15 protein-coding genes are annotated in these 12844 nt (G+C 33.4%); 8 read left to right on the top strand and 7 right to left on the bottom strand.

Translation table 11 applies throughout. The annotated features are described in order from the left end of the window. The first annotated feature begins 48 nt into the window (after positions 1-48). Both HNP35_RS22310 and HNP35_RS22305 read left to right on the top strand, forming a co-directional pair. Positions 49-282, top strand: a complete 234-nt coding sequence (locus HNP35_RS22310) for a hypothetical protein (protein ID WP_184167688.1) — start codon at positions 49-51, stop codon at positions 280-282. Beyond that, complete coding sequence (locus HNP35_RS22305; protein ID WP_184167691.1) at positions 267-572, top strand: type II toxin-antitoxin system RelE/ParE family toxin; 306 nt, start codon at positions 267-269, stop codon at positions 570-572. The genes HNP35_RS22310 and HNP35_RS22305 overlap by 16 nt, the downstream gene beginning before the upstream one ends. Before the next feature lie 240 nt (positions 573-812). Here HNP35_RS22305 and HNP35_RS22300 read toward each other — a convergent pair whose 3' ends face one another. Continuing rightward, on the bottom strand, positions 813-1409 hold the full coding sequence (locus HNP35_RS22300; protein ID WP_184167694.1) for a hypothetical protein: 597 nt from the start codon (positions 1407-1409) through the stop codon (positions 813-815). A gap of 15 nt (positions 1410-1424) precedes the next feature. Beyond that, positions 1425-2450 carry a 2-hydroxyacid dehydrogenase gene (locus HNP35_RS22295; protein ID WP_184167697.1) on the bottom strand — a complete coding sequence of 342 codons (1026 nt, stop codon included), beginning with the start codon at positions 2448-2450 and terminating at the stop codon, positions 1425-1427. Positions 2451-2639: 189 nt separating this feature from the next. On the opposite strand from HNP35_RS22295, the gene HNP35_RS22290 reads away from it, so the two are divergent. Beyond that, the gene (locus HNP35_RS22290) at positions 2640-3080 is read left to right on the top strand and encodes a hypothetical protein (RefSeq protein WP_184167700.1); all 441 of its coding nucleotides are present in this window, start codon (positions 2640-2642) and stop codon (positions 3078-3080) included. A 44-nt stretch (positions 3081-3124) separates the two neighbouring features. Here HNP35_RS22290 and hemL read toward each other — a convergent pair whose 3' ends face one another. From hemL to HNP35_RS22265, 5 genes are read right to left on the bottom strand one after another with little or no spacing between them, the layout of a single operon-like run. Next, positions 3125-4411: a glutamate-1-semialdehyde 2,1-aminomutase gene (gene hemL, locus HNP35_RS22285; protein WP_184167703.1), complete on the bottom strand. Its 1287-nt coding sequence runs from the start codon at positions 4409-4411 to the stop codon at positions 3125-3127. A 40-nt stretch (positions 4412-4451) separates the two neighbouring features. Then, complete coding sequence (locus HNP35_RS22280; RefSeq protein WP_184167706.1) at positions 4452-4703, bottom strand: hypothetical protein; 252 nt, start codon at positions 4701-4703, stop codon at positions 4452-4454. Between the two features lie 23 nt (positions 4704-4726). Then, complete coding sequence (locus HNP35_RS22275) at positions 4727-5626, bottom strand: glucosaminidase domain-containing protein (protein WP_184167709.1); 900 nt, start codon at positions 5624-5626, stop codon at positions 4727-4729. Further along, the gene (locus tag HNP35_RS22270) at positions 5619-6527 is read right to left on the bottom strand and encodes a 1-aminocyclopropane-1-carboxylate deaminase/D-cysteine desulfhydrase (protein ID WP_184167711.1); all 909 of its coding nucleotides are present in this window, start codon (positions 6525-6527) and stop codon (positions 5619-5621) included. The genes HNP35_RS22275 and HNP35_RS22270 overlap by 8 nt, the downstream gene beginning before the upstream one ends. Next, entirely contained in the window at positions 6524-6859 is a 336-nt protein-coding gene (locus HNP35_RS22265; protein ID WP_184167714.1) for a hypothetical protein, read from the bottom strand. The genes HNP35_RS22270 and HNP35_RS22265 overlap by 4 nt, the downstream gene beginning before the upstream one ends. Before the next feature lie 114 nt (positions 6860-6973). Between HNP35_RS22265 and HNP35_RS22260 the strand changes: the two genes are divergently transcribed. The 5 genes from HNP35_RS22260 (at position 6974) to ilvA (ending at position 12768) form a co-directional block, all read left to right on the top strand. After that, positions 6974-7156, top strand: a complete 183-nt coding sequence (locus tag HNP35_RS22260; protein WP_184167718.1) for a DUF5522 domain-containing protein — start codon at positions 6974-6976, stop codon at positions 7154-7156. 16 nt (positions 7157-7172) lie between these two features. Further along, positions 7173-8150: a 2-hydroxyacid dehydrogenase gene (locus HNP35_RS22255; protein WP_184167721.1), complete on the top strand. Its 978-nt coding sequence runs from the start codon at positions 7173-7175 to the stop codon at positions 8148-8150. A gap of 572 nt (positions 8151-8722) precedes the next feature. Next, positions 8723-10702 (top strand): urocanate hydratase, encoded by a 1980-nt coding sequence (locus HNP35_RS22250; RefSeq protein ID WP_184167724.1) that lies wholly within the window; start codon positions 8723-8725, stop codon positions 10700-10702. A 23-nt stretch (positions 10703-10725) separates the two neighbouring features. Continuing rightward, complete coding sequence (locus HNP35_RS22245) at positions 10726-11265, top strand: DUF4136 domain-containing protein (RefSeq protein ID WP_184167727.1); 540 nt, start codon at positions 10726-10728, stop codon at positions 11263-11265. Between the two features lie 258 nt (positions 11266-11523). Then, positions 11524-12768, top strand: a complete 1245-nt coding sequence (gene ilvA, locus HNP35_RS22240; protein WP_184167729.1) for a threonine ammonia-lyase IlvA — start codon at positions 11524-11526, stop codon at positions 12766-12768. Positions 12769-12844 lie beyond the last annotated feature (76 nt).

The following is a 12844-nucleotide window of genomic DNA, read 5'->3' as shown; positions in this document are numbered from 1 at the left end:
GGGTTTTTCGTTTTATTTACATAACTTTGATTAATAAAATGCATTATTATGAGCGCTTTAGAAATAAAATTAGAAATATTTGATAAACTAAAAAACATTGAAGATGTACGTCTTTTAGAAAAAATAAGAAATCTTTTAAAAAATGCAGATCCTACCGATGTTTATCAGTTTGAACAATATGAATTAGATATGCTTAAAGAAAGCGAAGAAGACATAAAATATGGTAGAGTTATTTCTCAAGAAGATTTAGACAAAGAAGATCTAGAATGGCTGTCAGAATAATTTGGACCAATACTGCAGTTAATCAAAGAAGAAAAATATTGAATTATTGGAATAAAAGAAATAAATCAAAAACTTATTCAAGAAAATTAGTTTTAGAAATTACGCAAAGAATTAATTTTTTAATTAATAATCCTGAAATCTACATAAAGACAAACTTTCCGGATGTTAGAACATCAACACTAGGTCATTACAATATATTTTACAAAACAACACCTACAGAATTAATAGTCATAGCATTTTGGGATAATCGGCGAAATCCAAAAGTGCTTTCAAAAATATTGAAAAAGTAATTCTAACAAACCCGACAGATTTTAAAAAATCTGTCGGGTTTGTTCATTTAATATTGCGCTAGAAATATCTCATCGGTAGAAAAAAATCATATCGTTTTGCATTGCGTCCTCTAAGTACACCTGTTTTTTATATGAAATAAATATCACACATGAATCAAACGTTCCTATGGAATGTATAATCGTAATTAAAATTTAATTTCTACCAAGCAGACATTCCTACGGAATGATTTATATCTCTAATTAAAAAGAATATTTTTCCAATTTCTTAGAATTAACATCTAAAACCTTTGTGCTTTCTTTTGGTACTTCTCCATTTATAACTTCCTGAACAGATGGATTGGACGGGTATTTTCCACTTTTCATTTTTAAAAGATGAAACTTTCCTCCGCTTTCAAAAATCAAATCATAAAATTTTTCAGTTGAAGAAGTTGTTGCGTAAATAGGAAAATCGGTTACCGTGAATTTGTTAATTACACTTCCGTCGTTATTCAAAATATAGCCCGAACAGCCTCCGCTTCCGCAGAAATAGGAATTGGAGAACCCGACGAAATATTCGTTTTTATGATCATTATTTAAATCAAAAGCTTCATAATAAAAGTATCGGTCGTCTTTTGACATTGCTGGCAGATCTTTTTTCAGCAGAACATTCAATTGTTTGCGAATCAATTCTACCGCTTTATCATCTCTTGGTGGCGCATCGCTTAAATCTGCTGTTCCTCCAATTGTTTTGGATAAAGTATCCTGAATAATACTTTTGACAATATTTTTTGATTCGTTTTTATTCTGACATGAATTTAATATCAGAATTCCGATTAGAATTAAGATTTTATTTTTCATAATCTAATATTTAAATTACACTAATAATGCAGCCTTATTTTCAATATCGTTTTTCGCTAATAATGATTTGATGTTATTAAAAGTCACCAAAGCAATCTGTGTCAAAGCTTCATTAGTAAAAAATGCCTGATGTGCAGTTACTAAAACATTCGGAAAACTCATTAAACGTTGGATTGCATCATCCTGAATAATATCTGCCGATAAATCTCTAAAAAAGAGCTTTTCCTCTTGTTCATAAACATCAATTCCTAAATAACCAATTTTTCCTTCTTTTAAACCTTCAATAACCGATGCTGTTTCAATTAATCCGCCACGGCTTGTATTGATAATCATTACACTTTGTTTCATAAAAGAAAGCGAAGTTTTATTAATTATATGTTTAGTTTGATCGTTTAGCGGACAATGAAGTGAGATAATATCGCTTGTTTTAAATATCTCTTCTAAACCAACAAAAGAAACACCGTCATTTTTCATCTCATCACTTTCTACAATATCATAAGCCAAGACTTTACAGCCAAAACCAAGTGCTATTTTAGAAAATGCTTTTCCGATATTTCCTGTTCCGATAATGCCAATTGTTTTTCCAAATAAATCAAAACCTAATAATCCGTTTAAAGAAAAATTCTGTTCTCGAACTCGATTGTATGCTTTATGAGTTTTTCTGTTTAAAGTCAAAATCATCGCCATAGCATGTTCTGCAACTGCCTGTGGCGAATAAGCAGGAACGCGGCAAACTTTTATGCCATGGTTTTTGGCCGCTTCCAAATCAACATTGTTAAAACCAGCGCAACGCAAAGCAATGATTTTTACATTCTTTTCTGCTAATTGTTTGATGACCGTTTCGTTTACAATATCATTTACAAAAACGCAGACAATCTCTGCATTTTCGATTAGAATTACGGTTTGCGGATTAAGCTGTGTTTCAAAGAAATCCAATTCAAAACCAAAATCAGCATTGTATTTGTTAAAGAATTCTTTATCGTAAGGCTGTGTCGAGAAAAAGGCTATTTTATTTTTGTGCAATACAGTATTCAAACTCATAATCTTTGTTATTGGTTTATTTCTGGTTAATACCTTAAAAATAAGCAATAAAAATTAAATTCTGTAAGAATAAAGATTCTAATGACATTTTTACACAATTTGTTAAATAAACTATAAATCTGATAACCAGATTAAACCTAAAGAATTTTGAAAAGTCTAATCACTATAAACAATTAAAAAAACTTAACGATGAAAAAATTATTAATTGCTGCTATGCTATTGGTTGGAATAGCAAGTTTTGCACAAGACGCAGATCAAAAACCGGCGCGTGAACACAAGGAAAGAATGACACCGGAACAACGTAACGAAAAACAACTTCAAAAATTAACTTCTGAATTGAGTTTAGATGCTAATCAACAAGCCCAAGTAAAACAACTGTTAGCAGAAAGAAGTGCTAAAGCTGAAAAATTCAAAGAAGCAAGAAAAGATCAAAAAGACAGTAACACGAAACCAACTGCTGCAGAAAAAGCCGATTTCAAAAAACAAATGGAAGACGAAGTTGCTGCAAACGATGCCAAAATGAAATCAATCTTAAAAGCTGACCAATACACTAAATGGAAAGCATTGCAAGAAGAGAAAAAAGACAAAATGAAGGAAAAAATGAAAGAGCGAAGAGAAGATAAAATCTAATTGACGCATAAAAAAAGAGGCTTTAAAAGCCTCTTTTTTGTTATTTAGAATGTTTTCGACACCTTGTCGATTGCATTAATTGTAAAGTCTAGATCTTCGTAAGTTAAAGCATCTGTTATAAACCAAGTTTCGTAAGCCGATGGTGCAATATAAACACCTTCTTGCAATAATCCGTGGAAGAATTTTTTAAACGTTTCATTATCTCCTTTTGCAGCAGTTTGAAAATCTGTAACTGGATCTGCATCAAAATGAACCGAAATCATAGAACCAACTCTATTGATTGTAAACACTACATTATTTGCTTTTAAAACTCTATCGATTCCCGCTTCTAAATAAGCTGTTTTTTCTTCTAAACGAGCAAAAATTGTTCTGTCATTATCAAGAGCTTTTAGCATTGCTAATCCTGCAGCCATTGCCAAAGGATTTCCAGACAATGTTCCTGCCTGATAAACTGGTCCAAGTGGTGCTAAATGATTCATGATTTCTTCACGAGCAGCAAAAGCTCCAACTGGAAGTCCGCCACCAATTACTTTACCAAAAGTTACGATATCAGCATCAATACCATATAATTCCTGAACTCCTCCGCGAGCTAAACGGAAACCTGTCATTACCTCATCAAAGATCAATAATATTCCATTTGCTGTACATAATTCTCTTAAGCCTTCTAGGAAACCTTTTTGAGGCGGAATACAACCCATATTTCCAGCAACTGCTTCGATAATAATTGCTGCGATTTCTCCTTTGTTAGCTTCAACTAATGTTTTTACATTTTCTAAATCATTGTATTTTGCTAATAAAGTATCTTTTGCAGTTCCTTCTGTAACACCTGGGCTATTTGGCGAACCGAAAGTTACAGCTCCACTTCCTGCCTGAATCAAAAATGAATCAGAATGTCCGTGGTAACAACCTGCAAATTTGATGATTTTATCTCTTTTTGTAAATCCACGAGCCAGACGAATCGCACTCATACAAGCTTCTGTACCAGAATTTACAAAACGTATTTTATCAATATTTGGAACCATAGAAACGGCCAAAGCAGCGATTTCAGTTTCCAATTCTGTAGGCATTCCAAATGAAGTTCCCAGTTTTGCTTTTTCGATTACTGCATCAACAACCGGCTGATAAGCATGACCTAAAACCATTGGTCCCCATGAGTTGATGTAATCAATTAATTTATTTCCGTCTTCATCGTACAAATAAGCGCCTTTAGCACTTTTTACAAAAATCGGAGTTCCGCCAACCGCTTTAAATGCTCTTACTGGTGAATTTACTCCTCCCGGAATTACTTTTTCTGCTTCAGCAAAAAGCTGACTACTTCTTTTATATAACATTTTTTATTTTAGATTTTTGAGTTCAGATTTTAGATTTAATTTATCTACTTAAACCTTGATCTCTTATAAACTCATTGAAATATTTTTGTTCTATTTGTTCTTCTTTCGAAAGTTCTTCAATCTTTGTATCAGACATTTTAATTGGAGAATAAAAAGTCCATTTCCAGATTGGTCTGTGCTTTATAAAAAAATGTTCTTCTGGAAACTCATCATGATGGTATACTCCGCAGAAAAACCTGATTGTTATAGCTATTGAAAAAATAAAAATTCCAATTACGATTTTTCTTTTCATTAATAATTTATAATTGAACATTATTACTTAACCTTAAGCCTTTGCCCAATCGAAATAGCATTATCAGTCAGATTGTTCTTTTTCTTCAAATCTTCAACTAACAAATTAAATTTCTTTGAAATTGAGTACAAAGTATCTCCTTTTTGAACTTCGTATAAATTTGGATCGTAAGTGTTCATATTGATTTTCGGATCAGAATTTGCAACCGAAGAAGCACTTCTTGTTGGAGACGAAGTATTAATTGGCACATAGTTTCGTCCCGTAACCTGGCAATCATACTGATGCAGATTATATCGCTCTATATAGCTAATTAATTTATCTGGATATTTCGGATCTGTTGCATATCCACAGGCTCTAAGTCCTTTTGCCCAAGCTTTGTAATCGTCTTTTTCATAAGTAAACAAAGACTCGTATCTCTTCTTCCCAACCAAAAACAAAGCATGATCTCTATAAGATTCTGAAGCTTGAGGATATTTCCTAAAACATTCTTGAGCAGAATCATCATCATGGCGAACACTTTCTCCCAACCAGTCTTTATGGCATTTAATTCCGAAATGATTATTCGCTTCAAGCGCTAAATCTCCTCGACCTGCTCCCGATTCTAAAATTCCTTGAGCCAGAATAATACTCGCTGGAATTCCGTAAGTTTTCATGTTTCCCATTGCAATGTCTTTGTATTGCAAAACATAATTATTGATTAAATCGCTGGTTACAACTGTTTTTGAAGTAGATTGAATAACCTCAGTTGTATTATTTGTAGAAGGGTAATTTTTACCGATTGGTTTTACTGGAGCTGTTTTTTTTGCCGCCGCCGTTCGCGTTTGAACTGCTGCCGCTTTTTTAGTCGTCGCGATAGCAGGCTTACTGGAAGAGCAACTTGCTAAAGCTAATATTACGACAAGTAATACAATTTTTTTAATCATTGGTTTTGAGTATTGGTAATTTCTTCTGCTTCAATTTTATATTCATCCCTTCAATTCCCTGTAATCCGCCAGTGTGAATGAGTAAAATTTTTGAATGTGCAGGAAAATAATTTTTGCTGATTAAATCTATAACGCCAAAAACCATCTTTCCTGTATAAATTGGATCTAAGGGCACTTTTGTATTTTCGAAAAAAGAATTAACAAATTCAATTAATTCTAAATTTATCTTGCCATAACCTCCAAAATGATAGTCAGAAACTAAATTCCAGTTATCTTTTTTTGCAAAAATACGAATTTCATCGTTTAAAAAGTCACCTTTTAACGCTGGAAAGCCCAAAATCTTCTGATTTGGCAATGCACTATTAATTAATCCAGAAATCGTACCGCCTGTTCCAACTGCACAGCATACGTAATTAAAAACCGAATCTTCTTCCGTTAAAATCTCTTCACATCCTTTTACAGCTAGTTTATTTGTACCACCTTCGGGCACTAAATAAAAATCGCCAAACTTGTCTTTCAACTTTTCAATAAAAGATTCTTCACTTTTTAACCGGTAATCCTCTCTTGAAACAAACTCAAACTGCATTCCGTTTTCCTGAGCAAATTTCAAAGTTGGGTTTTCTTCGATTTTATCAAAAAGCTCATCTCCGCGAATGATTCCAATTGTCTTAAATCCCTGCTCTTTTCCGGCATAAGCGACGGCCGCAATATGATTGGAAAATGCTCCGCCAAAAGTCAAAAGGGTATTTTTATTTTCAGCTTTCGCTTGAAGTAAATTATATTTCAGCTTTCTGAATTTATTTCCCGAAACAAACGGATGAATTAAATCTTCACGTTTAATAGTCAAAGAAATATTATTCGGAAAATCAATAGAAATATGTTGATTAAAAACTAAGTTCATTTTAATTTAATGTAATTCAGAAACTGAAAGAATGATCGGTTTTTAAGATAATTTAATTCTCTTTCTTTAGCGTAAGCTTCTCTTTCAAAACTAATATTTCGATAGGCTAAAGCAGCATTTTTGTACTGAATTAAACGAATTAGATATTCCAGAAAATACCATACATAAAACGGAATCACTAAAAGTTCCAATTGCTGTCTTAAATGAATTTTTTCATGATTAACAAAAACTTCATTCGTCTTATCAAAATCATATTTTACAATTACGAAAGGAAATACAGCCATTCCGCGATAACCTTTTGGAATTAAATATTTGGCAACAATCAGAAACATTGGCTGTAAAATTTATAAATTTGTAGCTATAAAATTGTTCGATTTCAATAAAATCACAATCAAATATTTATATTTTTGATTTTAATTATTCGAAAAAGAACACGAAGCAGATTTATGAAAGAGCAAAGTAATGAAAATAAATTAATCGAAGGAGAAGATTTTTACTATACGCCCGAAGGTTATAAATGCTTTACTGAAAAACATCATCTAAAACGCGGTTATTGCTGTAAAAGCGGATGCCGTCATTGTCCGTACGGATATGATAAAAAAACAGGAAGACTAAATAAGCCTTTATAAAAATTACAACAATACAATGAACGTTTTTATCAATAAAAATATACCAGAAGCCGGCATAAAATTGCTTCAGAAAAAAGGAATTAATCTAACTATAAATCCAACAGAGAATGTATTATCTAGAGAAGAATTTATAAAAATCTGTCAGCAAAATGACGCTCTTTTAAGTGTTGGAACTGCGACTCTTTTAGACGAAGATTTTTTCAAAAAATGCCCAAATTTAAAAGGAATTGCTTTATTTTCTGTGGGATTTGATTCTGTTCATATTCCTTCGGCAAACAGCAGAAAAATTCCAGTTGGAAATACGCCTGATGTTTTAAGCAGAGCCACTTCTGATGTTGCTTTTTTATTGATGCAAAGCGTTGCAAGAAAATCATTTTTCAATAATAAAAGAATTTTAAATGATGAATGGGGAAGTTTTAATCCATTGGCCAATTTAGGGCAGGAATTGTATGGAAAAACACTCGGAATATTTGGTTTGGGAAGAATTGGTTTTGAAATGGCTCAAAAATGCAAAGCCGCATTTGGAATGAATATTATTTACCATAATCGTTCCCGAAAAGAAGATGCAGAAAAAGAACTCGACGCCAAATACGTAGATTTTGAAACCTTACTTGCCGAAAGCGATATTTTAAGCGTTCATGCTAATTACACAGCAGAAAATAACGAACTCTTCAATAAAAATACTTTTGCAAAAATGAAACCGAATTCGATTTTCATCAATACAGCAAGAGGAAAATTTCAAAATGAAGACGATTTGTTTGATGCTCTAACGAAAAATATAATCTGGGGAGCCGGACTGGATGTTACCAATCCAGAGCCTATGAAATCTAGTAATCCGCTATTGTCTCTGCCAAATTGCTGTATTTTACCACACATTGGTTCGGCAACTTATGAAGCGAGAAACGGAATGGCTATTTGTGCCGCACAAAATATAATAGCCCTTTTTGAGAATAAAAAAATGCCGTTTTGTGTTAATGAAGAAGTGTATTTTTAAATTTCAATTTTAAAATTCCAAATTCCAATCTAAAATCAACAATCTAAAATATCATATATGGATATCCATTCACGAAAATTCAGGATTACGATTCATAAATCGTATCATAGGTCGGATATCCGTTATCCATAGTTTTTTTAATTAGAAAATGTGACGAATTGGGTAATTAGATAATTTGAATAAATTACAAATTTTAAATTCCAAATTCCAATTGAAACTCTAATTGTATCGATTAATGTTTAGCTCCGCTGGAGCCTTTGTATTGGGTGATTATTGTTTTCTATAAATATTACGCCTTTCCAAGGCTTGACAATCTGAGTTTAATAAATTTTATAAAGGTTAAATTTATTCATTAGCATTTTATGATTGCAAGGCTCTAAATCTTTATTTAGCAAATTGTACATTTCATAAGCTCCGCGAGGAGCGAAATATTTATAAAGATAATTCAACCGTTTGTCACATTAAGCTCCAGAGGAGCGACATAATCAAAAAAAACAAAAATTAATCTGTTGTTAATCTAACCGCAATATCTTAGCATCTTAGATCCTCAGCACCTTAGAATCTTAAAAAAAATGACTTTCAAAGAACAAATACAACAAGGAATTCCTTCTATATTACCTCCAAAGGCGACATACGATCCAGCAATTAATCATGCTCCGAAGCGAAAAGAAATTCTTTCGACAGAAGAGAAAAAGCTAGCTCTTAAAAATGCTTTGCGTTATTTCGATCCAAAACATCATGCTGAATTAATTCCTGAGTTTTCAGAAGAATTAGAAAAATACGGACGTATATATATGTATCGTCTTCGTCCAGATTATAAAATGTATGCTCGTCCAATTGATGAATATCCTGGAAAATCATTGCAGGCAAAAGCAATTATGCACATGATTCAGAATAATCTTGATTATGCCGTAGCACAACATCCGCATGAATTGATTACGTATGGCGGAAACGGCGCCGTTTTCCAAAACTGGGCGCAATATTTATTGACCATGCAATACTTGTCTGAAATGACAGATGAGCAGACTTTAACGATGTATTCAGGACACCCGATGGGATTATTTCCTTCTCATAAAGAAGCTCCAAGAGTAGTTGTAACAAACGGAATGGTAATCCCGAATTATTCAAAACCGGACGATTGGGAAAAAATGAATGCTTTAGGAGTTTCGCAATACGGTCAAATGACGGCGGGAAGTTATATGTATATTGGTCCGCAGGGAATTGTACACGGAACTACAATTACAGTTTTAAACGGTTTTAGAAAAATAAAACAAAATCCAGAAGGGAGTTTATTTGTAACTTCTGGTCTTGGCGGAATGTCAGGCGCTCAGCCAAAAGCAGGAAATATTGCAGGTTGTATCACGGTCTGCGCCGAAGTAAATCCGAAAATTACTAAAATCCGTCACGAACAAGGATGGATTAACGAAGTCGTAACTTCTACAGATGAACTGGTTGCCAGAGTAGCTTTAGCAAAAGCGAATAAAGAAACCGTTTCGATTGCTTATTTAGGAAATGTGGTCGATGTTTGGGAACGTTTTGATCAGGAAAATATCAAAATTGATCTAGGTTCAGATCAGACCTCACTTCATAATCCGTGGGCTGGAGGTTATTATCCGGTTGGAATTTCTTTTGAAGAAGCAAATGATTTAATGGCTAATAATCCAGAATTATTTAAAGAAAAAGTTCAGGAAACGTTACGTCGTCATGCAGCAGCAATTAACAAACACACCGCAAAAGGAACTTACTTTTTTGATTACGGAAATGCCTTTTTACTTGAAGCTTCACGTGCTGGTGCAGATGTAATGGCTGAAAATAATATCGATTTCAAATATCCAAGCTACGTTCAGGACATTATGGGACCAATGTGTTTTGATTACGGATTTGGCCCTTTCCGTTGGGTTTGTACCTCAGGAAAACCTGAAGATTTATTAAAAACAGATGCAATTGCTTGCGAAGTTTTAGAAGAAATGGCTAAAACAGCTCCAAACGAAATTCAGCAGCAAATGCAAGATAACATCAAATGGATTAAAGGTGCTCAAGAAAACAAACTGGTCGTAGGTTCGCAAGCCAGAATACTTTATGCTGATGCTGAAGGAAGAATTAAAATTGCAGAAGCATTTAATCAGGCGATTGCAAAAGGGGAAATTGGCGCGGTGGTTTTAGGACGTGATCACCACGATGTTTCTGGAACAGATTCTCCATACAGAGAAACTTCAAACATCTATGACGGTTCTCGTTTTACAGCCGATATGGCGATTCACAACGTAATTGGCGATAGCTTTAGAGGAGCGACCTGGGTATCCATCCATAACGGCGGTGGCGTTGGCTGGGGAGAGGTTATAAACGGTGGATTTGGTATGGTTCTTGATGGTTCTAATGAAGCTTCAAAGCGTTTAGCATCAATGCTTTTCTGGGATGTGAATAACGGAATTTCAAGACGAAGCTGGGCACGAAATGAAGGTGCTGTTTTTGCTATAAAAAGAGCTATGGAAGTTGAGCCATTACTTAAAGTAACTTTACCGAATATAGTTGATGAAAATTTACTAAATTAATAGAACATTTAATTCCTAAAAATATGAAGACACTTAAATTAATTCCGATTTTACTGCTTTTGATTCTTTCATCTTGCAGCAGTGTTACTGTATATTCTGATTACGACAAAACTGTCGATTTTGCGCCTTATAAGACTTATGCTTTCTTTAAGCCCGGAATTGATAAAGTAGAGATTTCTGATTTGGATAAAAGACGTATTCTACACGCAATTGATGCTGAAATGCAAGCCAAAGGTCTTACGAAAAGCGAAAATCCAGATTTATTGGTTAACATTTTTACCAAATCGAGAGAACAGGTAAATGTAAATCAATTTAGTGCTGGTTGGGGTTACGGCTGGGGTTGGGGCTGGAATCCGTGGATGATGTACGGAGGAAACCAAACCACTGTTTCTACTTCTACAGAAGGTACTTTATACATCGATTTGATTGATGCTAAAAAGAAAGAAATGATCTGGCAAGGTGAAGGTCAAGGAACTTTGACAAGAAATATTGATAAAAAAGATCAAAAAATTGCTGAGTTTGTAAACAAAATTTTAGCTCAATATCCGCCAGTAAAAAAATAATTATTTACTTTTGCTACTCAATCAGCAAAAAAAATGAAAAACTTTAACAACATTATTATCGCTATTATTAGCATTATTGCAATTCAGCAGTAATGGCGAGGTGTTATATAAGTTTGTAAAATATAATTTATAAAAACCTCCCACATCGGGAGGTTTTTTATTTTAAAAACAATTTTAAACAGCCACGAATTCACGAATCTATATTCAACAATTATAAAAAATAATTCGTGAATTCGTGGCGAAAAAAAACAAATTCTCATGAGTTTATTTAACGAAATACTTAATGCCAAAAAGCAACTTGAAAGTGTAGTTGCAGCAACTCCTCTTACCCAAAATTTAAATCTTTCAGACGAATTCGAATCGACTATTTTACTAAAAAGAGAAGATTTACAAATTGTTCGGTCGTATAAAATTAGAGGAGCTTACAATAAGATTTCTTCATTAAACGAAAAAGAAAGCGCAAACGGAATTGTCTGTGCCAGCGCTGGAAACCATGCACAAGGAGTTGCTTATTCCTGTAATCTTCTTAAAATAAACGGCAAAATCTATATGCCAAAAACAACTCCGAAACAAAAAGTAAAGCAAGTACAATTGTTCGGAAAACAGTTTGTTGAAATTGTTCTTACTGGCGATACTTTTGATGATGCTTACGCTTCTGCAACTGCAGATGCCATCAAAAATCATAAAACTTTTATTCATCCTTTTGATGACGAAAAAGTAATCGCAGGACAAGGAACAGTCGGATTGGAAATTTTAGAAAGTTTTACAGAACCAATCGATTATGTTTTTGTTCCAATTGGCGGCGGCGGGCTAGCATCTGGTTTATCTGAGGTCTTTAGACATTTAAGTCCAACTACGAAAATAATCGGTGTTGAACCGAAAGGCGCTCCTTCGATGAAAACTTCAATTGAAGAAAACCAGAATACAACTTTAAAAACAATCGACAAATTTGTGGATGGTGCAGCAGTGAAGCAAGTCGGAGATAAAACTTTTGAAATCTGCCGTTACAATCTGGAAGATATTATTTTAGTTCCAGAAGGAAAAGTCTGTACAACCATTTTACGATTGTACAATGAAGAAGCTATGGTTGTAGAGCCTGCGGGAGCATTAACAATTGCTGCTTTGGACTTTTATAAAGATAAAATTAAAGGTAAAAATGTAGTCTGTATAGTTAGCGGAAGTAATAATGATATAGAAAGAACTGCCGAGATAAAAGAACGTTCTTTATTATATGAAGGCTTGATGCATTATTTTATGATTCAGTTTCCACAGCGTCCCGGAGCTTTAAAAGAATTCGTAAATAATATTTTAGGGCCAGATGATGACATTACTTATTTTCAGTTTGCCAAGAAAAATAGCCGAGAAAAAGGTTCTGTAGTGGTTGGTTTAGAATTAAAAAACAAAAATGATATTATGCCAATTAAACTAAAAATGACTGAAAATGGTTTTGAGTTTCAATATCTGAATGATAATCAGGATTTATTCACACAATTAATTGGATAGCAAAAAGCAAAAGGCTGTCAGATGGGACGACAGCCTTTTCAAATCAAATCAAATTACTAATTGAATATTTGGATTT

Source organism: Flavobacterium notoginsengisoli, from assembly GCF_014207905.1.
Classification (GTDB): domain Bacteria; phylum Bacteroidota; class Bacteroidia; order Flavobacteriales; family Flavobacteriaceae; genus Flavobacterium; species Flavobacterium notoginsengisoli_A.
This window is presented reverse-complemented; position numbering and strand designations above follow the sequence as displayed.

What these genes read in the sequence shown, in the direction of transcription:
- HNP35_RS22265 (WP_184167714.1), bottom strand. Translation starts at nt 6,859, where the DNA reads ATGTTTCTGATTGTTGCCAAATATTTAATTCCAAAAGGTTATCGCGGA.
- HNP35_RS22255 (WP_184167721.1), top strand. Translation starts at nt 7,173, where the DNA reads ATGAACGTTTTTATCAATAAAAATATACCAGAAGCCGGCATAAAATTG.
- HNP35_RS22270 (WP_184167711.1), bottom strand. Translation starts at nt 6,527, where the DNA reads ATGAACTTAGTTTTTAATCAACATATTTCTATTGATTTTCCGAATAAT.
- HNP35_RS22275 (WP_184167709.1), bottom strand. Translation starts at nt 5,626, where the DNA reads ATGATTAAAAAAATTGTATTACTTGTCGTAATATTAGCTTTAGCAAGT.
- HNP35_RS22300 (WP_184167694.1), bottom strand. Translation starts at nt 1,409, where the DNA reads ATGAAAAATAAAATCTTAATTCTAATCGGAATTCTGATATTAAATTCA.
- HNP35_RS22280 (WP_184167706.1), bottom strand. Translation starts at nt 4,703, where the DNA reads ATGAAAAGAAAAATCGTAATTGGAATTTTTATTTTTTCAATAGCTATA.
- HNP35_RS22245 (WP_184167727.1), top strand. Translation starts at nt 10,726, where the DNA reads ATGAAGACACTTAAATTAATTCCGATTTTACTGCTTTTGATTCTTTCA.
- HNP35_RS22290 (WP_184167700.1), top strand. Translation starts at nt 2,640, where the DNA reads ATGAAAAAATTATTAATTGCTGCTATGCTATTGGTTGGAATAGCAAGT.
- HNP35_RS22260 (WP_184167718.1), top strand. Translation starts at nt 6,974, where the DNA reads ATGAAAGAGCAAAGTAATGAAAATAAATTAATCGAAGGAGAAGATTTT.
- HNP35_RS22295 (WP_184167697.1), bottom strand. Translation starts at nt 2,450, where the DNA reads ATGAGTTTGAATACTGTATTGCACAAAAATAAAATAGCCTTTTTCTCG.
- ilvA (WP_184167729.1), top strand. Translation starts at nt 11,524, where the DNA reads ATGAGTTTATTTAACGAAATACTTAATGCCAAAAAGCAACTTGAAAGT.
- HNP35_RS22250 (WP_184167724.1), top strand. Translation starts at nt 8,723, where the DNA reads ATGACTTTCAAAGAACAAATACAACAAGGAATTCCTTCTATATTACCT.
- hemL (WP_184167703.1), bottom strand. Translation starts at nt 4,411, where the DNA reads ATGTTATATAAAAGAAGTAGTCAGCTTTTTGCTGAAGCAGAAAAAGTA.
- HNP35_RS22310 (WP_184167688.1), top strand. Translation starts at nt 49, where the DNA reads ATGAGCGCTTTAGAAATAAAATTAGAAATATTTGATAAACTAAAAAAC.
- HNP35_RS22305 (WP_184167691.1), top strand. Translation starts at nt 267, where the DNA reads ATGGCTGTCAGAATAATTTGGACCAATACTGCAGTTAATCAAAGAAGA.